The organism is Pseudofrankia saprophytica, from assembly GCF_000235425.2.
In the GTDB taxonomy this organism is placed as follows: Bacteria; Actinomycetota; Actinomycetes; order Frankiales; family Frankiaceae; genus Pseudofrankia; species Pseudofrankia saprophytica.
The window spans coordinates 5,004,127-5,023,569 of sequence record NZ_KI912266.1 but is presented as its reverse complement, the minus strand read 5'-3'; the positions used below and the strand labels follow the sequence as shown (position 1 = coordinate 5,023,569).

Below are 19,443 nucleotides of genomic sequence, written 5' to 3'. Positions count from 1 at the left end.
TCGAACTGAGGTGATTCGGATGAGCAGCACACTGGCCGACCCCGCCACCTACCCGATCTCGGAGACGACGGCTCGACTCCTTCGCCGTCCGCTGTTCGGCCACGTCGTCGACGGTGCGGTCGTGCCGTCCCTGGACGGGGCGACCATGCCCGTGATCGATCCCGCCACCGGAAGCCAGATCGCCGTCGCGGCGGCCGGGTCGGCGGCCGATGTGGACCGGGCGGTCGCCTCCGCGCGGGCCGCCTTCGACGACGGCCGGTGGCGCAACCTGGCGCCACTGGAGAAGGAGCGCCGGCTGCGTCGGCTCGGGGCCCTCGTGGCCGAACGTGGGTCCGAGTTCGCCGAGATCGACGTGCTCGACGCCGGCCTGCTGCGGATGTACACCGGCTTCATCGTGCAGTTCGCGGTTGACGGCATCGACTACTACGCCGGCTGGCCGTCCAAGCTGCAGGGCGCGATTCCGCCGGTCCCGTCCGAGTTCGCCGTCTACCAGCACCGCGAGCCGATCGGCGTGGTGGGACTCATCACGCCGTGGAACGGGCCGACGGCCGTCTTCGCGATGGTCGCCGCCGCCGTCAGCGCGGGAAACTCCGTGGTGTTGAAGCCGGCGGAACAGACCCCGATGGCGGCGGTCCTGATGGCGGAGCTGGCGCTCGAGGCGGGCATTCCGCCCGGCGTCTTCAACGTCGTCCAGGGGGTCGGCGAGGTCGTCGGCGCCGCCCTGGTCGAGGCCCGCGGTGTCGACACGATCTCCTTCACCGGCTCGGTGGCCACCGGAAGCGCGATCCAGGCCGCCGCGGCGAAGCGGGTGAAGCGGGTATGCCTCGAGCTCGGTGGCAAGAGCCCGTTCATCATCTTCCCCGACGCCGATCTCGATGCCGCCGCCGCGACGGCGATGGCCGGGGTGTGGGGGGCCTCGGGGCAGGTCTGCACCGCCGGTTCTCGGGTGCTGGTGCACGAGAGCGTGCACGACGAGGTCGTCAAGCGGATCCTCGACGGCTCACGGGCGCTGCGGCTGGGCTCGGGCTTCGACCCGGCCACCGAGGTGGGACCGCTGGTTTCCGCGGAGCAGCTGGAACGGGTCCAGCGGTACGTCGCTGTCGGCCGCGACGAGGGTGCCGACCTGGCTCTCGGGGGGCAGCGGTACGGCGAGGTGGGTTTCTTCCACGAGCCGACGGTGTTCACGGGCGTGCGCAACGACATGCGGATCGCCCAGGAGGAGATCTTCGGGCCGGTGATGTGCGTCCTGCCGTTCGGCTCGGAGGAGGAGGCCTACGCCATCGCGAACGACACGGAATACGGCCTGGCCGCCGGCGTGTGGACCAACGACCTCGGCCTCGCGCACCGTGCCAGCCGCGCATTGCGGGTGGGAACGGTCTGGGTGAACACCTACCAGATGGTCCACCCGACCGTGCCCTACGGCGGGGTGAAGCAGTCCGGCCACGGCCGGACCCTCGGCGCCGCGTCCCTCGACGACTTCACCCAGGTCAAGAGCGTGTGGATGAAGGTAGACGGCTGACCTTTCGCTGCTTCGGCACGCCCGGCGGGCAGCCGGCGCGGGACGGAAACGGAGAGACACTGATGGCTGACAACGCGATCCAGGCACTCATCGACCGCACCGAGATCACCGACACGATCTACCGGTACGCGTCGTGCATCGACCGCCGGGACAACGACGGGATACGCGCCGTGCTCGCCGACGACCTGTGGGCGCAGTACGGCAACGCCGACCCGATCGTCGGCGGTGACAACGTCGTGAAGTGGATCGACGAGTTCACGCGGGACGCCTTGTACCAGCACCACCTGCTGAGCGTGTACCACGTCGACGTCGACGGCGACGTGGCCGACGCGCTCGTCTATCACACCTCCCACCAGGAGTTCGGCGGCAATCCGGGCACGATGCACATCCTCGTCGGCCGGTATCACTTACAGCTCCGGCGTGGCTCCGACGGCTGGCGGATCAGCAGGCTCGTGTTCGAGATCGGGTGGGGAGACCGCAGGACCGACTCCACCGGCTACCTGGCGGAGGTCGGGGGCCGCGGTCCCGCGACCCTCCCGTCGACTCCGCCGGCACTCTGACAAATTCCTCATGATTCATGAGCTTCGTTGTGGATCGCGGCCAGCCGGCTCGTCCCGGGGGAGGGGCCGGCCGGCCGAGCCGACGCGAGAGGTGCTCCGATGCCTTCTGTCATCCGCGGTATCGCGGTCATCGATGCCGACACGCACGTCGTGGAACCGCCCGACCTGTGGACCTCCCGGGTGTCGAGTGCATCGGCCCAGGACGTGCCGCATGTGCGCTGGGACGACCGGGCCGGCGACGAGGCCTGGTTCATCGGCGACCAGCGACTCGCCGCGGTGGGCAATCCGGCCATGGCCGGGTGGGGGGAGTACCCGCCGGACCACCCGCGGCGGTGGGCGGACATCGACCCGGTGACCTGGGACGCACGACTACGCCTCGAGCGGATGGACTCCTACGGCATCCATGCCCAGGTGCTCTACCCGAACGTCGCGCTGTTCGACGCCAGCAAGATCCTCGGGATGCGCGACGCCGGGCTCCAGCTTGAGTGCGTGCGCGCGTACAACGACTTCCAGGTCGAGTGGGGGAGCGTGGCCCCCGACCGGTACCTTCCCGTGGCCTCGCTGCCGTTCTGGGACCTCTCGGCGACGATCGCGGAGATGGAGCGCTGCCGGGCCATGGGGCACCGGGGCGTCATCTTCAGCCAGGACCCCGGCTACTTCGGTCTCCCGGTCCTCACGGACCGGCACTGGGACCCCATGTGGGCCGCGGCCGAGGAGATGGGCCTCCCGGTCAACTTCCACATCGCGTCCGGAGACCTCTCACCCATGGCGGGCGGGCACCCGGACAACGGCCCGCACGCGAACTACGCCAGCGTCGGCGTCTCGTTCTTCATGAGCAACGCCCGGACGATCGCCCAGCTCGTGTGCGGGGGGATCTGCCATCGGTTCCCGAATCTCGACTTCGTGTCGGTGGAGAGCGGGGTCGGCTGGATCCCCTATGCGCTCGACGCGCTGGACTGGCAGTGGAAGAACTGCGGAGTCGCCAAGGAACACCCGGAATACGAGCTGCTGCCCAGCGAGTACTTCCGCCGGCAGATCTACGGCTGCTTCTGGTTCGAGGCCGAGAACGCGCGCTACGCCATCGAGCGGCTCGGCCCCGACAACATCCTCTACGAGACCGACTTCCCGCATCCGACGAGCATGTCGCCCGGGCCGGCCAGCACGGCGGTCGCTCCGAACGAGTTCCTGGACAATTCCTTCGGAGACCTGCCCGAGGCGACGCTGCGCAAGATCCTGCACGACAACGCCGCTCGCCTCTACCGCGTCCGATGACGGCGACGAACGAGGAGTTCCAGCACCGCGACCGCTGCGCGATCGTCGGGATCGGCGCCACGGACTACTCGCGTGACGCCGGTCGCAGCGACCTGACCCTCGCGACCCAGGCCGCGCTGGCCGCCATCGAGGATGCCGGCCTGACGCCGGGCGACATCGACGGCATCGTCCGCTGCGACATGGACACCGTCCTGCACAACGACCTGGCCGACTCGCTCGGGATCGACGAACTCACCTACTGGGCGGAGGTGGGGCCTGGGGGAGTGGCGCCGTGCGCCATGGTCGGGCAGGCGGTGGGCGCCATCCTCTCGGGCCAGGCGACGACGGTCCTCGTGTTCCGGGAACTCAGGGGCCGATCGGGGCGCCGGTTCGGGCTGTCCGCGGCGGCCGAGGCGAAGGCGGGCGGGGCGAAGGTAGGTGGATGGGGCAGCTACGACGAGTTCTTCGCTCCCTACGGGCTGCTCACTCCCGGGCAGATCTTCGCCGTCATGGCCCAGCGTCACATGATCGAGTACGGCACGAAGAAGGAGGAGATCGGCCACATCGCGCTCACCTGCCGGGCCAGGGCGAACGCGAACCCCGCGGCGCAGATGCACGCTCGCACCCTCACCATGGACCAGTACCTGTCGGCCCGCCCGATCGCCCGGCCACTCGGGCTGTTCGACTTCTGCCTCGAGACCGACGGGGCCTGCGCCGTGGTGGTGACCAGCGCCGCCCGCGCCCGTGACTGTCGAAAGCCTCCGGTCCTGATTCGGGCGGTCGCCCAGGGCAGCGTGCCCGACCCGCAGCCCGGAATCCAGTTCCCGGTCCTGATGCGGAAGTCGATCACCGAGCTGCCGGCTAGTTCGGTCGCTCGCACGTTGTACCGACGGGCGGGCCTCGGCCCGCAGGACGTGGACGTCGCCCAGATCTACGACTGCTTCACGATCACCGTCCTGCTCCAGCTCGAGGACTGGGGCTTCTGCAAGAAGGGCGAAGGCGGGCCGTTCGTGGCCGGCGGCGAGATCGATCTCGGGGGCGGCATTCCGATCAACACCGGCGGCGGCCACCTGTCCGAGGGCTACATCCACGGCATGAACCACATCCTCGAGGGGGTCCGCCAGATCCGTGGAGAGTCCACCTCCCAGGTCCCGGGCGCCGAGGTGTGCCTGGTCACCTCGACCCCGCTGCCGCCGGGCAGCGCGCTGATGCTGCGAGCGGCGTGATGGACCGGATCCGACGCACCCACCTCGTCCCGGTCGACGACGATCCCGACACCGGGGGCTTCTTCGAAGCGGCCCGGCGCGAGGAACTGGTCATCCGGGTGTGCGCGGGCTGCGGTGCCGTTCTCCACCTGCCGCGGGCCTACTGCCACACCTGTGGAAGCTGGGACGGCCGTTGGCGGCCGGTGGCGGGTTTCGGAACCCTGTACTCGTGGACGGTCGTCGAGCACCAGGTCCACCCGTTGTACCCGGTGCCCTACACGGTGGTCCTCGTCGAGCTCGAGGACGTCCCGTCCGTCCGGTTCGTCGGCCACCTTCCCGGTGCCCCCGACCTTGTTCCGGGCCAGCGCATGCGGGTCTGGTTCGACGACACCACGGGCGCGGTCGTGCCGCAGTGGCGACCGGTCGGTGACATCACCCAGCCGGGTGAGGAGGCGGACGGGGTCGGTGCCGTCCCGCCTGGGGAACTCTCGAGCTGGAGCCGGAGGTGCGGGAATGGCTGGAGCGGTTGCCGACCGGCCAGTTTGCGGCCGTAGCGTTCTACGTGGACGTGCTTGCCAGCCGTGGCCCGCTGCTGGGTGAGCCGTACAGCCGGCAGCTGGACGGCAAGCTGCGTGAGCCGCGGTTCTACCTGGACGGCCGGGCGGTGCGGGTGACGTACTGGCTGGCCCCGGGGCAACAGGCCGTGCTGCTGACGGTGTTGACCAAGACCCAGATGCGCGAACGCGGCCAGGTCGACCGCGCGAAGCGGACGCTGGCCCGCTGCCTGGCGGAGCGGCACACCGCTGACGAGGACGACCGGCGTGAGGGAGGCGAGGGCCGCGGCTGAGCGCGGAGACTGGGCGCGGCTGCGCGGTCGGCGGATGGCCGAGCGGGCCGTCGGGCCGGTGTCCGAGCCGGCTGAGGAGGGCTCTCGTCGTCGAAGCCGAGCACCTCGGAACCCTCGCCGAGCAACGCGGCAGCGTGGGGCACGCCCGGGATCAGCGGCCGAACTAGCTGTTTGCTCGCTCTGGGCGTCACGCTCGACCTGCCCACGATCGGCGTTGCGAAGACGACGTTCCGCGCCCGCGCGCGGCCGAGGCGGTCAGCTGCCCGGGTGGTCTCGGGCAGGCGGTAGCACGGGCAGAGTCCAGCACGCGGCTCGCCGCGGCCACCGGCGCGCACGACGCCGTCGGGACACCCGGCCCATCAGCGACGCGAGGCCCCTGAGCATGTGACCGCAGCCCTCTATTCACCTGATAAGGTGCGAATCTCCTTTCCTGGACGGAGTAGTCAGCGGTCGGTCATTTGTCGGCTGCGGGATGAGAGATGCGTGCGGCTGGCGTTGAGGGCGCTCGCGGTGGCAGCGATCAGCTGCCTCGTCGCCTGCGGAAGCAGTAGTGGTGCCGGCGGCGGAACGGACGGTGGCAACATTCGCGCCGTGGACGGACCGGTCGACACAGGCAGCCTGGGCGAGATCTGCGATGGAAGAACCGCCCTGACCTCCGCGCCTCCCTACTCCGGGCCGGCGCCGCATCCGGTGACAGTGTTCAGCCAGCAGCAGGGAAACGATCCCACCGGGCCGACGTTCCCCATCCGGGTGCTGAGCAACGTAGGCCAGGCCGAGCAGGAGCCGTTCCAGTCGCCGACGGCGCGGACCCAGCTTGTCGCGTGCGCCGAGCGGGCCGACCGCACGCCGACGGAGGTCGCCTGCCGGTTCGACATCGGCAGCCAGGACCGGGTGCCGTTCTTCCGCACCTCCTACCGGATCACGGTGCGCGAGGCGCATTCGGGAAAGGTCGTCGCCACCATCCCGGTGGACCCGGCCGCGGCTGGATGTCCGACCTCGGTGAAGGTCGCGTGGTCCGGCGCGGAGGTGTTCAGCGCACCAACCGACCGTCAGCTCGTGTCCGCGCTGGCGGCGTTCACCTCCTGGGACGGGACGGGGACTTCGCCACCAGCCGGGGAGCCGGCCGACATCCCGGCCCCGGCTGCTGCTCCCGTCGTCGCGGGCTCAGTGCGCATGACGACCGCGGCGGCGGTGGACCCGACGAGCCCGGTGATTCGTGATCATCTCGCGTTCTGGGCCACCTTTGCCGCGATCCAGGAAGGCAACCGCGCCGAGTTCAGCGCTCTGCGGGATCGGGTTGACCCGGAGTTTCTCGGCACACTGACTACCATTCTCGACCAGTCCCGGAGCGACCCGGGCCGGTCCACCCGTGGCCCGCTGCATCTGATGGTGACCGGGGTGTCACAGGAGAACGGCGCCGTGGCGGTGGACAGCTGCGTGGACGAGACCGAGCGGGAGACGATACGGCAGTCCGAGCCCACCGGGGAGATCGGCATCCGGCACCGGCTGCGGGTCACCATGCGCCAGGCCGCCGGCGGCTACCTGGCCACGGGTTTCGCGGATGCGCCACCGGCCGCATGCCCTCCACCGACCGGGAAGGTCGGCTAGGGCGGGAGCGGCGCACTGTCGCGTCGGGGCGAGGTCCCGCAGCGCCGGCGCCAGCTCCCGCCATTCGCGTTCCGGCAGCGCGGTGGGGTCCACCCGGTGATCGACTTCAGGGCAGGTCAGGCGCGCGGGTTGCGGCGCTGCTCACGGCGCGCCCGGGCGCCGGGCGGGGTCCGCGGAACCTCGTCGACCCGGCTCGTCAGATGCTTGTAGCCGTGACCATGCTCGTCCAGCCAGGCCCGCGCGCGGCCTTCGGCCTGGCCGATCGCCGCCTCCGCGTCGGAGTCGGCGGTGATCTGGAACCGGAAGCTGAAGAACGGCCGCGCCCTGGTCCTGCGGCTGGCCCGGGAGAACAGCGGCTGGGGCTACCGGCGGATCCACGGCGAACTCCTGGTCCTCGGCATCAAGGTTGCTCCGTCCACGGTCTGGGAGATCCTGCGCGACGTGGGCATCGACCCCGCGCCCGAGCGGACCGCCAACCTGGAGCTGCTGGCCGGGCTGGACGGCGGGGTCGCTGGCGGGCCGCCGCGATCCTGCTGCGGTTGTGGGATGATCGGCTCGTGACGACGCGCGGCACCGTTCGGGAGTTGTCGAACGAGCGGGGTTGGGGAGTCATCGACTCACCGGAGACCCCCGGCGGTTGCTGGGCCCAGTTCGGCCACCTGCTGATCGGCGGCTACGGCAGCCTGCATGCCGGGCAGCAGGTCGAGCTGGACTGGGAGGCGCCTGGCCAGGACGGCTACCCCTACCGCGCCGTGCGTGTCTGGCCGGCGGGGCAGCGACCCGTCGAACCGGAGATCGTCGGCCAAGGAGAAGGCAGCTTCAGTAGCACCTCACGATCAACCGGGAGGACGACCCAGCCCCGATCTGACCACACGGCGCTTCCGATGAGACCGATCGCGGGCCGAAACAGCCAGCAAGCGAGCCGCCGCCGACCGCAAACGGACGTGATGAGTAGCCGGGCCGGGTTGGAAGATCCGATGAACAGCGGCCCATCTGGGCGGACCGATCCGCTGGCCCGCCCGCCGGCCGCGGGCGGATCGTTTCCCGGCGGCCGACGATTGTCGGTGACCGCAGTGGGAGGACTCCACCCGTGACCGCATCGGACCAGGCTCCCCCGCCCGCTGGCCCCGCCGGTGGCGACAGCCCGGACGTCCCGGCCCAGCCGGCCGGCCGGCGCCGGGCGCCGGTGAGGATGACGGGCCGGATCGTCCCGACCGACTCCACGCACCGGGTCACCACCCTCGAGCTCTTCTTCGACCTCGTCTTCGTCTTCGCCTTCACCCAGGTGACCGCGCTGGTCGCCGACGACCCGACAGCGCGCGGCGCCCTGCGCGGCCTGCTGCTCCTCGCGATCCTGTGGTTCGCCTGGATGAGCTACGCCTGGCTGGGCAATCAGGCGCGGGCAGACGAAGGTGTGCTGCGGGCGGCGTTGATCGCCGCCATGATGGCGATGTCCGCGGCGTCGCTGGCGGTGCCGGAGGCGTGGAACGACCTGCCCGGCGGCCTTGACGCCCCGGTGGTGCTCGCGCTGGCGATCGTCGTCGTCCGCGTCGAGCATCTCCTGGTTTACGCGGTAGCGGCGCGTGGGGATGCCGCGCTGTTGCGCCAGATCGTGGTTGCGGCCGTGCCCGTCGCCGTGGCCGCGGTCCTGCTCGTCGTCGGCGCATTCGCCGACGGCGGGACTCGGACCTTGATCTGGCTCGCCGCGCTCGCCGTCGACTACGGCGGCATCTTCGTGACCGCGGGCGAGGGCTGGCGGGTGCATGCCCCGGGGTACTTCTCCGAGCGGCACGGGCTGATCGTGATCGTGGCACTGGGCGAGTCCGTCGTCGCCCTCGGCGCCGGCGCCGCGGCGTATCCGGTGAGTTGGGCCGTTCTCGCCATGATGGCGCTGGCGATCGCGGTGTCGGCGACGATGTGGTGGCTGTACTTCGACGTCGTCGCGCTCGTCGCTGAGCGGATCCTGCGCCGACGAACCGGCGCCGCCCGGTCGGCGATGGCCCGCGACACCTACACCTACCTGCATTTCCTGTTGGTCCTCGGGATCCTGACGACCGCGCTCGGCATAAAGAAGGTGGCCGGCTATGTCGCGGACACGACCGACCATGACCTGACCGATCCGGTCAAGGGTCTCGCCGCCGTGACGCTCGGGCTGGGACCGGCGCTGTATCTCATTGGTGTCAGTTCCATCCGGTGGCGCAACGTCGGAAAGCCGAATCTGCCGAGGCTGGTCGTCGCTGTGCTGCTGCTCGCGATCATCCCCGCGCTGAGCCGTCTGCCCGCGCTCGCCGCACTCGGGCTGGTCACGGTGACGATGGCCGGCGTGACCGCGTTCGACGACGTCCGCCTTGCCAAAGCGCGGGACGTCATCCGCCACCATGATGGCCTCGCGCACCTCACCCCGGCGGACCTCGCCGAACCAGTCCCGCAACCCCGCCAGGAACCCGGCCGATAGGGGCCGACACCGGCCCGAGTTCATGCGACCTGGCGTGCAGCGGGTGGGGGTCGACGCGCCCGGGCGGCGTCATCAGCGCGCCGCCAGGCGACACCGACGTCACCCCCTCCGGCGTAGTCCCCCCGGCTCCCGTCGGCGGCGGTGCCCCGCGGGGCACCGCCGCCGACGGACCTGGCTGATCCCGCCCGTCCTCGTCACCGTCGTCGTTCTTATGGCCGTGGGGATGACCGCGTTCATCGTCAGCCACTCGGACGACTCGCCGGCGGGCACGCCCGCCGCGGCCGGAACCACCCCCGCCGTGCAGTCCGTCCCCCCGGCACCTACCCGCACCCGGCCGCCCAGCCCCGGGCCCGCCTACGTCGGCGAGGCATCGAGATCGAGGGCTTCGACCCGGAGGCCGTGGCGGTGAGCAAGGACGGCACGCTGTACGTGTCCAGCAACTCCTTTTCCGGCAGCGCCGTGATCTACCGGATCGACCCTGACGGCGCCCTCTACTTCACCGATCTCGTCAACTCCACGGTCGAGCGGATCGACGCGGGGAGCAGGCCCGCGCCACTAGGCGGCGGATCATCGACGCGGGCTTGGAGCTGTTCCTGCGGCAGGGGTACGCCGCCACCAGACTCGACGAGATCGCCGAGCAGGCCGGGGTGGCGGTCCAGACCGTCTACTTCCACTTCGGCAACAAGCGGACCGTGCTCAAGGAGGGCGTCGACATCCTCGCGGCCGGCGACGACGAACCCGTGGCGGTCCTGGACCGGCCCTGGATGGACCAGGTGCGCGACGAACCCGACCCCCATCAGGCGCTGGCGCTCTGGATGGCACACTGCCGGGCCCTTTTCACCAGGGTCGGTCCACTCATGCGGATCGTCCGCGACGCCGCCGGCGCCGACCCGGACATGGCCGAACAATGGGAGGTCAACAAGCGGCAACGCCTCACCGCATATCGCGTCATCGCCGAACTGCTCGCCGCCAAGCAGGGCCTACGCGGCGGACTGTCAGTCGACGAGGCCGCCGACATCCTCTTCGCTCTGGTGAGCTTCGAGGTGTATCTGGCGCTCACCGCCGACCGCGGGTGGACACCGGAGCGGTGGGAACACTGGACGATCGGCACTCTCACCGCCGACCTCCTGCGGTGGGACACCCGACCCGCAGACACCGCCGCCCTCATCGACACGACCAACCTCGCCTCAGCGCCCGGCCCGTCTACCTGCCGGCCAGCTGTTGTAGGTCGTCAGCGACTGCCCATGCGTCAGCAGCTCGTTGGCCGACACGGTGACCGGCTCGAAGGTGGCGATGTTGCCTTAGACCACGATCCGGCCACGCGAGGCTAGCCGTGCCAGCGTCGCCAGGCGGGTCGGGCCGCTGCTCGGGTCCAGGATCACCTCAGCCGCGTCGGCGGCTTTGTCTTGCCGGCACACACCGACTGGATCGAGAGCCACGATCCTGCCTATGTCGCCGAACTGACGTCGTGGAGCCGGGCCGAGCGCGACGCGGCAGACGGCATTCCGCGCTACTCGGTCGTCACCACGGCGCAGACCCGCGAGTCGCTATTCGTGCTGCGGGACTTCGACGTGATCGACAAGGCGGGCACGCGGGTAGCGGACTTCACGGTCGAACGTCCGACCGTCATCGCGGTCGGCACCCACTTCGACCGGCCGGCCGACCAGTTCCTCGCGGGCACGGCGTTTGGGCGGCTGCTGCTCGCCGCGACTGCGCGCGGCGCTGCCGCCTCCCCGCTCGGCCAGGTCGTCGACATCACTCTCCCCGCTCCCTGCTCGGCGAGACGGCCGGAGGGACGGGCCATGTCCAGATGCTGCTGCGCGTCGGATACCCCGACCCGGCCGCGGGACGTCTGGCGACCCCGCGCCGGCCTGTCGACGACGTCCTCGACATACCCTGACCATCGCTCGGCTCCGCCCTTTCAGCCTCGCTGCCAGCCAGATCACCACTCCGGCGGCTGTTCCGTCACCAGCCCCGGTCGCGGCAGCCACACGCAGCCGCGGCCGGAACTTGGAATCGAGGCGGGCTGTCCTTCCCATGGCACCGGTCAGGGCTGGCGGGGTCATTGTTCTGCCGGCCCCGCCCAGTTCTGGACCTCGGGCAGATCCTGGAAATGCTCGACGGGGACTGTTCGCACACCCCAGATGCCACACCGGAACCGCGCCCGCTGTTACCCGGCGAGACCGTGGTCACCAATTGCTACCGTTCGTAGTCGATTGCTCGGGAGCCAGGAGGGACTCGAACCACCAGTCCGACCCGAGGACCTGCCCGTTTGCCGCCATCCGGGTCGTTCACGCCGATAGGTCGAACCTATTTATGCAGGTCGGACGGTTCATCGCGAAGCGTGGTGGGGCGGGTGGGGCTCGAACCACGACCGGAGGATCATGAGTTCCCGGTCAGGGCACGCGGTAGCCGTCGCGGGTGAGAAGGCGGACGGGGTCGGTGCCGTCCCACTGGGCGCAGGTGGCCGCGACGCGCGCGAGCTGCTTCAGGAATCCCGGGGTGCGCTCGACGACCTCGGTGACGAACCCGAAGTCCTCGAGCGTGTCGAAATAGCCGACGCGGATGCCATCCGCGGAGGTGAGCTCACAGGCGAGCTCGTAGCCGTTGCCCTGGTAGAAGGCCCGCTTGCCGTCGTAGTCGGGCGTGACCGTGCAGAGCTGGTGGAAGCCCGCCCGGCCGGCGAGGGCCTGCTCGCGGAAGATGCTGTCGCGGTCGCAGCGCTGGGTGATGAGCTCGATCTGGACCGGGCCGGCCTGGGCCACGCCGACCTGGAGGTTGATCCCCGTGGCGGCACCACGGTAGGTGCAGGCCTGCTCGATGGGTGGCAGCACGTGGAACGGGCCGACGCCGAACACCGCCGCCCATCGGCGGGCGGCGGCGACGAGGTCGTCGACGACGAAGCCGAGCTGGAACAGCCGGTACTCGCCCTCCGGCCAGGGCTGCTGGAAGAGAGGGTGCTGGAACGCTAGCGGCGGGAACGGGCCAGCCGGGATCTCGGTCGTCACGTCGACGCTCCCTTCGGGCGCACGAGCACCTCCTGAGCCACGGTGGCCACCAGGCGCCCGTCGGCGTCGTGGATCGCGCCGCGCACGAGGCCGCGGTGACCCGCGACGACGACCGCCTCCTGGGTGTGCCGGTGCCAGCGGTCGAACCGTACCGGGCGGTGGAGCCAGATGGTGTGGTCGAGGCTGCAGGCCGACGAGTAGTCCGGGGTGGCGCCGTCGGGATAGGACCGGAAGGCCATGTCGAGCAGGAAGTAGTCGCTCGCGTAGGTGAGCAGCGCCGCGTGCAGGCCCGGGTCGGCGCCGACGTCGCGGGGCAGGCGCATCCAGTGCGAGCGCGGCCCGGCGGCCGGAGTGCCGCCCATGAAGACGACCGGTTCGGCGAGCCGCATCTCGAGCGGCGGCGGGCGGTCGACCCAGAACAGTGCCTGCGGCCGTAGCTCCGGCGGGGCCTTGACCGCCCAGTCCTGGAGCAGCGGCAGCAGTTCGGGGTCCGCGGTGGGGACCGACGGGTCGACCGGGGGCTCGGGGCCGGGGCCGTTCGCGTGGAAGGTGACGATCGCGGCCAACAGGACGCGGTCGCCTTGGCGGACCGTCACCTGACGCGTCGACATCGACCGGCCGTCGCGCACCCGGTCGACCACCAGCTCGACAGCGACCCCCGGCTTGCCGGCCTGGACGAAGGAGGCGTGCAGCGAGGACGGCTCCTGGCCGGTGACGGTCGCGCGTGCCGCCACGAGCGCCTGGGCGAGCGACTGCCCGCCGAAGACACGGTTGAACCGGGGCGGCTCGGAGCGGACCCGGAACCGGTCGGCGCCGAGCGGCTCGAGCTCGAACGCGGCGAGCAGCCCGTCGAGCGAATCGAGGACCGTCTGGCGCAGGGCGGGGTCGATGCTCACGCGGCCATCACACCATCCGTCCACGGTTTGGATCAAATATCCATGCCTCGCGCCGGTCGTTCCTCCAAACTAGGCTCCACGTCCCGTGGGATGCCAAGAAGGACGATTACCGTGTTAGCCGGCGAGAAGATCCTGATCACGGGTCCGGCCGGCCGCATCGCCTACGGCCTGGCCCGCTCGCTGGCTCGCGACAACGAGGTCTGGGGCATCGCCCGCTTCACCGATCCGTCCGCGCGGGCGAAGGTCGAGGCGCTCGGCGTCACGACCAGGGCCGTCGACATCGCCGACGGACCGCTCGACGACCTGCCCACCGACTTCACCCACCTCCTGCACCTGGCGGCCGACTTCAGCGCCGACGACTACGACCGGGCGATCCGGGTGAACGCCGAGGCGACCGGCCGCCTGCTGGAGCACTGCCGGTCCGCGAAGTCGGCGCTCGTGATGTCGACGGTCTCGACCTACAAGCCGCACCCCGACCCGTGGCACGCCTTCCAGGAGAGCGATCCGCTGGGGGACGCGATGGCGCCCCCCTCGGCGCCGTACTCCGTCTCCAAGATCGCCCAGGAGGCGGTGGCCCGGTACTGCGCCCGGTCGTTCGACCTCCCGGTGACCATCGCCCGGATGGGCTGCGCGTACAGCGACGAGGACGGCCTCCCGGTCTGGCACCTGGCTGCGGTGGCGGCCGGGGAGCACGTCAGGACCCGGTGGGACCCGATGCCGTACAGCCCGATCCACGACGACGACATCTGCGCGCAGGTCGAGCCCCTGCTCGACGCCGCGAGCGTGCCGGCGACGATCGTGAACTGGTGCGGCGACGAGGCCGTGAGCGTCCAGCAGTGGTCGGCGTACTTCGGCGAGCTCCTCGGCGCCCGGGCCGAGGTGGATGTGGACCCGATCCCGGGTGCCTCCATCGGTTCCGTCGGCGACTCCACCAGGCGCGTCTCGATCACCGGCCCCTGCCAGGTCGGATGGCGGGAGGGCTTTCGCCGCGTCGTCGAGCGCCTGTACCCCGACCGGGTGCGCGTGGGCGTGGCGGGGAGCTGAGTGATGCGCTACCCGACCAGCGAGCGTCTGCTGGACGCGGCGGTCACGGCGACCGGTCTCACCGACTTCGGCCCAGGCGACTTCCGCGAGGGCCTCGACGTGCTGCTCGACAGCCTCGATCGCGACGGCGACCTGAGCCCGGACACCGACGCCGCCGTCATCGGGGTCTTCCACCGCCGGCTCGTCAACCGTCTCGAACTGGAGGCGTGGTATCGCGAGCACCCCGAGATCGAGGATCTGCCCGTGCGCGGGCCGGTGGACGTCAACGGCCTGCCGAGGACCGGCACGACCGCACTCGCGAACATCCTGTCGCTCGATCCGCAGTTCCGTGGGCTGCGCGGCTGGGAGCAGTCGAAGCCGTGCCCGCCGCCGGAGCTCGACACCGAGCTGACGGACCCGCGGCGGTTGGCGCTGGTCAAGGAGTACGCGGAGACTTCCGCCGACCTGAAGGCGATGCACCTCTACGACGCCGACGCGACGATGGAGGACAGCGAGATCCTCGGGATGTCGTTCCACGGCCAGCAGATGACGCTGCCGGTGTACGGCTACCACGCCTGGTGGCGTGGCGCCGACCTGGCGGACACGTTCCAGCATCACCGGCGCGCCATCAAGCTCCTGCAGTCGCGCCGGCCGCCGGACCTCTGGCTGTTCAAGGCACCACACCACAAGTTCCACCTGGAGCCGTTGGCCGCCGCCTACCCGGACGCGCGGTTCGTCATGACGCACCGCGACCCCGCGAAGGCGGTGCCGTCCTACGCCAGCATCGTGTCCGCGATCCTCCCGCCGGCGGCGGGGGAGCGCGACCACCGGCGGCTCGGCCAGGAGATCTGCGAACATCTGCGCGTCGGCATGGAGAACGCGGTCGCCGCGCGCGCCCGCCTGGGCGAGGACCGGTTCTTCGACGTGCATCACCGCGAGTTCGTCGCCGACCCGATGGGCACAGTCCGGCGGGTCTACGACTTTCTCGGCCTCGAACTGCGGCCGGAGGTCGAGCGCGCGATGGCCGACTGGCACGCGGCCAACCGGACCGGGGCGCACGGCGTCCACCACTACACCGCCGAGCAGTTCGGGCTGGACGAGGAGCAGATCCGCGCCGACTACGAGTTCTACATCCGGCGCTTCGGCATCGAGGTCGAGCGCAAGAAGGTCGAACGCTGAGGGGATACGGACGATGAGCCTGCCCACGTGGTCCGAGCAGATGAAGGCTCTCGACGGCGTCGCCGACAACCTGATCGCCCAGTGGCGGCCGGGGGGCGCCTCCGAGGCCGAGACGCAGGACATGAACAAGCTCGCGCTGTCGATCCTGGCCGGCGGCTACCTGTGCCGGGTCTACACCGACGCCCGCCGGCCCGTGTTCATGCCGCTGTGGAACTACGCGTTCAACCAGGGCGGCCCCGACCCCGACTACGTCTACTCGACGGCCGAGGTCGCCGCCGACGGCGTGTACGAGATCTCCGGCTACCGCGGCACGACCCGGTTCGTCGAGATCACCCAGCAGAGCTTCGACATCATGAGCCCGGCGGACATGAGCGGGGGTCCGGTCCCGGCGACGCACGACCTGGACGATCTCCAGCTCGGCGCGGACGGCCGCTTCAGCGTGCTGCTCAGCGCCCAGCGGCCGGACGGCCACACAGGGGACTGGTGGCGGTTGGAGCCGACCACGCGTCGCCTGCTCATGCGGAAGTGCTCGTGCGACTGGGTCCGGGAGGAGGACGCCCGGGTCGCGATCAACCGGCTGGACGACGGGGGCACCGACATGTCGCCGGGCGAGGTCGCCCGGCGCTTCTCCGATCTGGCCGCCTGGGTCGAAGGCATGATCGCCTTCGACATGAAGCTGGTGCGCTACTACCGCGAGCACCACGGGGTCAACACGCTGCTGCGTTCCAAGAAGATCGACGAGATGGGTGGCCTGCCGGCGCAGGTCTACTACGACGGCATCCACGAGATCGGCGACGACGAAGCGCTGATCATCGAGACCGAGCTGCCCAGGCGGAGCCGCTACTGGCAGGCACTCGTCGCCGACGACCGGTTCTGCACGGTCGACTGGGTGAACCGGCAGTCCAGCCTCAACGACACGCAGGCCCGCCTCGACGGCGACGGCAGGTTCCGCGCCGTCATCTCGCGGCTCGACCCGGGTGTGCCCAACTGGCTCGACAAGGCGGACTACCCCTGGGGGGTCATCCAGCTGCGCTGGAACCATGCCAGCGACCATCCCGACCCCACGATCAGGAAGGTACCGTTCGCCGACCTGCGCAGGTACCTGCCGGCCGACACACCCCAGGTCAACCCAGCCGAGCGCGCGGCACAGCTGCGTGTCCGCCGGGAGGGCGCCCAGCTTCGCCGAATCTGGTGACCGACTCACCAGGAAAGACCCAACAGCAGAAGCGGAGAACCGGCATGGAGATCCACGAGGCGCTCTACACGACGAGGGCGATGCGGCGGGTGCGCCCCGACCCGATCCCGGCCGACGCCCAGGCCCGCATCCTCGACGCGGCCATCCGGGCCCCGAGCGGCGGCAACACCCAGGGGTGGCGTTTCCTGCTCGTCGACGATCCCGCGGTCAAGGGCCAGCTGGGCGTCCATTACCGACAGGCCCTGACGAGGCTGTGGGAGACCTTCTACGCCGACCGTCTCGCCGCCGCCCGAGCGAACCCGGACGACGACGAGAGCGCCACACTGCTGCGGATCCAGCGCTCGTCGGACTGGCTGGCCGACCACTTCGCCGAGGTGCCGCTCTTCCTCTTCGCGTTCGTGCAGCGGGACCCGACGGGCGGATCGATCTACCCGGCGGTCTGGAACGCGCAGCTGGCCGCCAGAGCCGAGGGCATCGGGAGCTCGCTGACCAGCGTGCTGGGCGCGTTCGCGAAGGAGGAGGTGCTGAAGATCCTCGAGGTCCCCGCCGACGAGGGGTGGATCAACGCCTGCTGCGTCAGCTTCGGCTACCCGACCGGACGCTGGGGCGTCGCCGCGCGGCGGCCCGTGCATGAGGTGGCCGCCCGCAACCGCTGGAACGGCCCGCTGGGCTTCGAGGTGCCGTCACCGCTCTGGCCGCCGGCCGAGCGATCGGACGAGCGCCCGGCCGGGTGAGCGGGCCGCTATCCATGCGCCTGGACTTCACCCGCGAGGACATCGACGCCGACGACGCGACCATCCGGGCTCATGCCGGCCAGGCTCCGGTGGGGCCGCTTCTCGCCTCCGTCGCGCACCTCACCGGCGAATATGATCTGTTGGCCGACGACATCCGGCCCGACCCGGCGTTGCCGTGGATGGCTCCGGACTACGGCTACCCAGCCGAGATGGCGGCGAGATCTCGCGAACGGGCCGCCGACGCGCTGATCCGCTACCGCGACCGCGGCTGCCCGCGGCCCGTCGATCCGACTCCCCGGCAGCTGCGGGCGCTGGTCGAGTTCGTCGTCGCGCCGGCGGACCTCGACGACCACTACCTGGAGCTGCTCGAGGAGGAGCTGGCGCTGGGCGGCCTGGATCCACGGGCGCCCGGGTGGCATGCCGCCAGCAGGGCACCGCGGCGCCGGTTCCGCGTGGCCGTCATCGGCGCGGGGACGTCCGGCATCGTCATGGCGCACCGGCTGAACCAGGCGGGCGTCGACGTGCGGGTCTTCGAGAAGAACCCCGACGTCGGGGGGACGTGGCTGGAGAACTCCTACCCCGGCTGCCGGGTGGACGTGCCCAACCACCTTTACAGCTACTCGTTCGCGCAGACCGGCCACTGGCCGCAGTTCAACTCCACCCAGCCCGTCCTGCTGGACTACTTCCGAAGCTGTGTCGAGAAGTTCGGGCTTGCCGGCCTGATCAGCTTTGGGGCGGAGGTCGTCGAGGCTCGCTGGGACGAGCGGACGAGTCGCTGGACGCTGCGCGTACGGGACGCCTCCGGCGGCGAGAGCACCCATGAGGCGGAGGCGGTGGTCAGCGCGGTCGGCCAGCTCAACCGCCCGAGCCTGCCCGACATCGCGGGGATCGACAGCTTCCGCGGGCCATCGTTCCACTCGGCCCGCTGGCGGCCGGACGTCGACGTCACCGGGCTGCGGGTCGCGGTCATCGGCACCGGCGCGAGCGCCGTCCAGTTCGTGCCCCGGCTGGCCGAGCGCGCCGGCGCGCTGACCGTGCACCAACGGACCGCGCCCTGGCTGCTGCCGATCCCGAACTATCTCGACGACCTGCCCGCCGGCATCCAGTGGCTGTTGCGGCACGTACCCGACTACGCCCGCTGGGACCGGCTGGGCACCTTCGGCCGGCTCCAGGAAGGCACGCTCCCGCAGACCGTCGTGGATCCCGGCTGGGACCGGTCCAACAACTCGGTCAGCGCGGCCAACGACGTGGCGCGGCGGCGGCTGACCGCGTGGTACGAGGTGGCGTTCCCCGACCCGGCCCTGCGCGCCAAGGTGCTGCCGACCCATCCGTACGGCGCGAAGCGCATGCTCCCCGACAACGGCACCTACGCGCGCACCCTGCAGCGCCCGAACGTCACCCTGGAAACCACCGGGATCGAGCGGGTCACCCCGTCCGGTATTCAGCTGGCCGACGGCCGGCACGTCGACCACGACGTCATCGTCTACGGAACCGGTTTCCAGGCCTCGCGCTTCCTGACGCCGATGCGCGTGATCGGGGTGGACGGCCTCGACCTGCACGACTGGTGGGATGGTGACGCCCGTGCCCACCTCGGTATCACGGTGCCGCACTTCCCGAATCTTTTTCTCATGTACGGGCCGAACACGAACATCGTGGTCAACGGCAGCATCATCTATTTCTCCGAATGCGCTGCCCAGTACATCACCGAATGCGTCGGCATGCTGCTCGAGCGCGACGCCGCCTCCCTGGACTGCCGGCCGGAGGCACACGACCGCTACAACCGGTGGATCGACATGGCCACCGACCAGCGTGCGTGGGGCGTCTCCGACGTGAACACCTGGTACCGCAACGCCAAGGGGCGCATCGCGCAGAACTGGCCGTTCAACCTCTACGACTACTGGCGCCTCACTCGCGCCCCGGACCCGGAGGACTACACCGTCCGCGCCCGGTGAGGGAGCTCCTC

The 19,443-nt window shown here is 70.6% G+C and carries 18 protein-coding genes and 1 pseudogene; 16 read left to right on the top strand and 3 right to left on the bottom strand.

Going from position 1 to position 19,443, the window contains the following annotated elements; all coding sequences use genetic code 11:
* Positions 1 to 19: 19 nt before the first annotated feature.
* The 7 genes from FRCN3DRAFT_RS0221180 (at position 20) to FRCN3DRAFT_RS0221150 (ending at position 6,990) form a co-directional block, all read left to right on the top strand.
* Positions 20 to 1,519, top strand: coding sequence for an aldehyde dehydrogenase family protein (locus FRCN3DRAFT_RS0221180; protein WP_007510177.1), 1,500 nt, complete (start codon positions 20 to 22; stop codon positions 1,517 to 1,519).
* A gap of 62 nt (positions 1,520 to 1,581) precedes the next feature.
* On the top strand, positions 1,582 to 2,079 hold the full coding sequence (locus FRCN3DRAFT_RS0221175) for a nuclear transport factor 2 family protein (protein WP_007510178.1): 498 nt from the start codon (positions 1,582 to 1,584) through the stop codon (positions 2,077 to 2,079).
* Between the two features lie 99 nt (positions 2,080 to 2,178).
* Positions 2,179 to 3,351: an amidohydrolase family protein gene (locus FRCN3DRAFT_RS0221170; protein WP_007510180.1), complete on the top strand. Its 1,173-nt coding sequence runs from the start codon at positions 2,179 to 2,181 to the stop codon at positions 3,349 to 3,351.
* Entirely contained in the window at positions 3,348 to 4,556 is a 1,209-nt protein-coding gene (locus FRCN3DRAFT_RS0221165; protein ID WP_007510182.1) for a thiolase C-terminal domain-containing protein, read from the top strand. The genes FRCN3DRAFT_RS0221170 and FRCN3DRAFT_RS0221165 overlap by 4 nt, the downstream gene beginning before the upstream one ends.
* Positions 4,556 to 5,089 (top strand): Zn-ribbon domain-containing OB-fold protein, encoded by a 534-nt coding sequence (locus FRCN3DRAFT_RS45510; RefSeq protein ID WP_007510184.1) that lies wholly within the window; start codon positions 4,556 to 4,558, stop codon positions 5,087 to 5,089. Before FRCN3DRAFT_RS0221165 ends, FRCN3DRAFT_RS45510 begins: the two co-directional genes overlap by 1 nt.
* Complete coding sequence (locus FRCN3DRAFT_RS0221155; RefSeq protein WP_007510186.1) at positions 5,041 to 5,382, top strand: type II toxin-antitoxin system RelE/ParE family toxin; 342 nt, start codon at positions 5,041 to 5,043, stop codon at positions 5,380 to 5,382. The genes FRCN3DRAFT_RS45510 and FRCN3DRAFT_RS0221155 overlap by 49 nt, the downstream gene beginning before the upstream one ends.
* 483 nt (positions 5,383 to 5,865) lie before the next feature.
* Positions 5,866 to 6,990: a hypothetical protein gene (locus tag FRCN3DRAFT_RS0221150; RefSeq protein ID WP_007510189.1), complete on the top strand. Its 1,125-nt coding sequence runs from the start codon at positions 5,866 to 5,868 to the stop codon at positions 6,988 to 6,990.
* Positions 6,991 to 7,106: 116 nt separating this feature from the next.
* On the opposite strand, the gene FRCN3DRAFT_RS56380 is transcribed toward FRCN3DRAFT_RS0221150, so the two are convergent.
* A complete protein-coding gene (locus FRCN3DRAFT_RS56380) occupies positions 7,107 to 7,283 on the bottom strand; it encodes a DUF6204 family protein (protein WP_232794305.1) in 177 nt (58 codons plus the stop codon).
* Positions 7,284 to 7,308: 25 nt separating this feature from the next.
* On the opposite strand from FRCN3DRAFT_RS56380, the pseudogene FRCN3DRAFT_RS56375 reads away from it, so the two are divergent.
* The 4 genes and pseudogenes from FRCN3DRAFT_RS56375 to FRCN3DRAFT_RS45500 all read left to right on the top strand — a co-directional run.
* Positions 7,309 to 7,461, top strand: a pseudogene (locus FRCN3DRAFT_RS56375) (integrase); the annotation flags it as partial.
* An 86-nt stretch (positions 7,462 to 7,547) separates the two neighbouring features.
* Positions 7,548 to 8,084: a hypothetical protein gene (locus tag FRCN3DRAFT_RS55200; RefSeq protein WP_198536009.1), complete on the top strand. Its 537-nt coding sequence runs from the start codon at positions 7,548 to 7,550 to the stop codon at positions 8,082 to 8,084.
* Entirely contained in the window at positions 8,081 to 9,445 is a 1,365-nt protein-coding gene (locus FRCN3DRAFT_RS45505; RefSeq protein WP_007510193.1) for a low temperature requirement protein A, read from the top strand. Before FRCN3DRAFT_RS55200 ends, FRCN3DRAFT_RS45505 begins: the two co-directional genes overlap by 4 nt.
* A 566-nt stretch (positions 9,446 to 10,011) precedes the next feature.
* Positions 10,012 to 10,776 carry a TetR/AcrR family transcriptional regulator gene (locus FRCN3DRAFT_RS45500; protein WP_198536153.1) on the top strand — a complete coding sequence of 255 codons (765 nt, stop codon included), beginning with the start codon at positions 10,012 to 10,014 and terminating at the stop codon, positions 10,774 to 10,776.
* A gap of 1,065 nt (positions 10,777 to 11,841) precedes the next feature.
* Here the strand turns inward: FRCN3DRAFT_RS45500 and FRCN3DRAFT_RS0221115 are convergent.
* On the bottom strand, positions 11,842 to 12,453 hold the full coding sequence (locus tag FRCN3DRAFT_RS0221115) for a VOC family protein (protein ID WP_007510200.1): 612 nt from the start codon (positions 12,451 to 12,453) through the stop codon (positions 11,842 to 11,844).
* Positions 12,450 to 13,349 (bottom strand): acyl-CoA thioesterase, encoded by a 900-nt coding sequence (locus tag FRCN3DRAFT_RS0221110; RefSeq protein ID WP_035925025.1) that lies wholly within the window; start codon positions 13,347 to 13,349, stop codon positions 12,450 to 12,452. Before FRCN3DRAFT_RS0221110 ends, FRCN3DRAFT_RS0221115 begins: the two co-directional genes overlap by 4 nt.
* A gap of 111 nt (positions 13,350 to 13,460) precedes the next feature.
* On the opposite strand from FRCN3DRAFT_RS0221110, the gene FRCN3DRAFT_RS0221105 reads away from it, so the two are divergent.
* Genes FRCN3DRAFT_RS0221105 through FRCN3DRAFT_RS0221085 form a run of 5 tightly spaced genes read left to right on the top strand, consistent with a single transcriptional unit; the run spans position 13,461 to position 19,432 of the window.
* Positions 13,461 to 14,393, top strand: a complete 933-nt coding sequence (locus FRCN3DRAFT_RS0221105; RefSeq protein WP_007510204.1) for an NAD-dependent epimerase/dehydratase family protein — start codon at positions 13,461 to 13,463, stop codon at positions 14,391 to 14,393.
* 3 nt (positions 14,394 to 14,396) lie between these two features.
* Positions 14,397 to 15,551, top strand: a complete 1,155-nt coding sequence (locus FRCN3DRAFT_RS0221100; protein ID WP_007510206.1) for a sulfotransferase family protein — start codon at positions 14,397 to 14,399, stop codon at positions 15,549 to 15,551.
* A 13-nt stretch (positions 15,552 to 15,564) separates the two neighbouring features.
* Positions 15,565 to 16,746: a DUF1214 domain-containing protein gene (locus FRCN3DRAFT_RS0221095; RefSeq protein ID WP_007510208.1), complete on the top strand. Its 1,182-nt coding sequence runs from the start codon at positions 15,565 to 15,567 to the stop codon at positions 16,744 to 16,746.
* 44 nt (positions 16,747 to 16,790) lie between these two features.
* Positions 16,791 to 17,480 carry a nitroreductase family protein gene (locus tag FRCN3DRAFT_RS0221090; protein ID WP_007510209.1) on the top strand — a complete coding sequence of 230 codons (690 nt, stop codon included), beginning with the start codon at positions 16,791 to 16,793 and terminating at the stop codon, positions 17,478 to 17,480.
* A complete protein-coding gene (locus FRCN3DRAFT_RS0221085) occupies positions 17,477 to 19,432 on the top strand; it encodes a flavin-containing monooxygenase (protein ID WP_131803596.1) in 1,956 nt (651 codons plus the stop codon). The genes FRCN3DRAFT_RS0221090 and FRCN3DRAFT_RS0221085 overlap by 4 nt, the downstream gene beginning before the upstream one ends.
* Positions 19,433 to 19,443 lie beyond the last annotated feature (11 nt).

What these genes read in the sequence shown, in the direction of transcription:
- FRCN3DRAFT_RS0221090 (WP_007510209.1), top strand. Translation starts at nt 16,791, where the DNA reads ATGGAGATCCACGAGGCGCTCTACACGACGAGGGCGATGCGGCGGGTG.
- FRCN3DRAFT_RS0221095 (WP_007510208.1), top strand. Translation starts at nt 15,565, where the DNA reads ATGAGCCTGCCCACGTGGTCCGAGCAGATGAAGGCTCTCGACGGCGTC.
- FRCN3DRAFT_RS0221180 (WP_007510177.1), top strand. Translation starts at nt 20, where the DNA reads ATGAGCAGCACACTGGCCGACCCCGCCACCTACCCGATCTCGGAGACG.
- FRCN3DRAFT_RS45510 (WP_007510184.1), top strand. Translation starts at nt 4,556, where the DNA reads ATGGACCGGATCCGACGCACCCACCTCGTCCCGGTCGACGACGATCCC.
- FRCN3DRAFT_RS0221170 (WP_007510180.1), top strand. Translation starts at nt 2,179, where the DNA reads ATGCCTTCTGTCATCCGCGGTATCGCGGTCATCGATGCCGACACGCAC.
- FRCN3DRAFT_RS0221100 (WP_007510206.1), top strand. Translation starts at nt 14,397, where the DNA reads ATGCGCTACCCGACCAGCGAGCGTCTGCTGGACGCGGCGGTCACGGCG.
- FRCN3DRAFT_RS0221175 (WP_007510178.1), top strand. Translation starts at nt 1,582, where the DNA reads ATGGCTGACAACGCGATCCAGGCACTCATCGACCGCACCGAGATCACC.
- FRCN3DRAFT_RS0221165 (WP_007510182.1), top strand. Translation starts at nt 3,348, where the DNA reads ATGACGGCGACGAACGAGGAGTTCCAGCACCGCGACCGCTGCGCGATC.